This is a genomic window from Rickettsia sp. TH2014 (assembly GCF_019249195.1).
Taxonomy (GTDB): domain Bacteria; phylum Pseudomonadota; class Alphaproteobacteria; order Rickettsiales; family Rickettsiaceae; genus Rickettsia; species Rickettsia felis.
Genome location: NZ_MXAX01000271.1, coordinates 1 through 1,822, shown reverse-complemented (window position 1 = coordinate 1,822; position 1,822 = coordinate 1). Strand labels below are relative to the sequence as shown.

Here is a 1,822-nt window from a genome sequence, read left to right as displayed (position 1 = left end):
GGATCCAGTTAAAAATACTAAAATTATTAGCATTTTTTATTACTTTTTCTGGATTGCCACGTCGCTTTCCTCCTCGCAAGACATTGTTGTGTGGATACCGATGTCATTCCCGCGTAGACGGGAATCCAGCATAAAGCGAGATAAATCGAGCTTTTAATTTCAAAAAYTTGCTGTATTTATACTTTTTTTCTGGATTCCCGCTTCGCGGGAATGACATAAAGAGCATTTACCGGTTCACGCAACAACGCCTCCTCACAATGACGGTTTTATAGTATCCACGCATCAACGCCTAGCTGGAATGACATGAACTAGCCACACAACAACACCAAAAGTTGCTCGCAATGACGGTGCAGGTATCCATGCAATAATGCCGTTTTACGAAAACAATTTTCCAATTCCGCTACGTAATAGGTTTTTAGGGTTCATTTTACTGGCTTTTTTCATCATCTCACTTATTTGCTTATATTGCTTTAGCAAAATATTTACCTTTTGTACTGTAGTCCCTGCTCCAGCAGCTATACGTTTTCTACGAGAAGCATTAATGATGTCAGGATTCTTACGTTCTTTCAGCGTCATAGATAAAATAATTGCTTCTTGATGTTCAATTATTTTACTATTTAATTTTGATTGATCTATTTGGTCCATAATTTTACCGCTACCCGGTAACATGCTAAGTATACTTCCAAAACCTCCCATTTTTTTTATGCTTCTCATTTGCTGAAGATAATCATTTAAATCAAACTTACCTTTTTTCAATTTAGCTGCCGTTTTTTCGGCTTCTTCTCTATCAACGATACTAGCTGCTTTTTCAACAAAAGAGATAATATCACCCATATCAAGTATTCGAGAAGCTAAACGTTCAGCATCGAATTCTTCTAAATCTGTTAATTTCTCACCGCTACTTAAAAATTTAATCGGCTTTTTAGTAATATATTTTACACTGAGTGCTGCACCGCCCTTGGAATCGCCATCAATTCTAGATAAAATCAATCCTGAAATCTCTAGCTTTTCATTAAAACTGCTTGCCGTAACTACCGCATCCTGCCCTGTCATACTATCAATTACTAACAAAGTTTCCGTAGGTTCCACTATCTTTTTTATTGCAAGAGCTTCCTCCATCATCTCTTTATCAATTTGTGTACGACCTGCCGTATCATAAATTACGACGTCATAAGCAGAAATTTTAGCCTCGGCAATAGCTCTTTTGACAATATCAAGAGGTTTCTCACCTTGCACAATAGGTAATGAATTAATCTGTACTGAGTTTGCAAGTATAGCAAGTTGCTCTTGTGCGGCCGGTCTGTAAGTATCCAAAGAAACAAGCAAAACTTTTTTATTTTGATTTTTAAGTCGTAAAGCAAGCTTACTGCTCGCCGTAGTTTTACCGCTCCCTTGCAACCCTACCATTAGGAAATTTACCGGCGGCTTTGAATTTAAATTTAGCTTTGTCTCACTTTCGCTTGAAGCTAAGAGATTTATCATCTCTTCATGAATAATTTTAATTATCATCTGCCCCGGTGAAACGGATTTAATAACCTCCTGTCCAAGTGCCTTTTGTTTAACTTCCGCTATAAAATCTTTTATCACCGGTAATGCAACATCCGACTCTAAAAGAGCTACTCTTATATCCCGCATAGCAGCATCTATTTGAGCTTCCGTCAAAATGCCTGAGCTAACTAGTTTATCAAAAATCTTCGTTAAATTTTGTGTTAAAGTTTTAAACATGCAAATAATTTAATTTATAAAGTTCTAATATATTCTGCTCAATATGTTTTAGCAACAATATATTTTGTTGGGTCATGCCTCCATATTGCAGTTATGC

At 36.5% G+C, this 1,822-nt stretch carries 1 protein-coding gene; it reads right to left on the bottom strand.

Annotated elements, in window-relative coordinates:
- Positions 1-375: 375 nt before the first annotated feature.
- Positions 376-1,725 carry a signal recognition particle protein gene (gene ffh, locus KYQ89_RS05680; protein WP_218460780.1) on the bottom strand — a complete coding sequence of 450 codons (1,350 nt, stop codon included), beginning with the start codon at positions 1,723-1,725 and terminating at the stop codon, positions 376-378.
- Between the last annotated feature and the right edge of the window lie 97 nt (positions 1,726-1,822).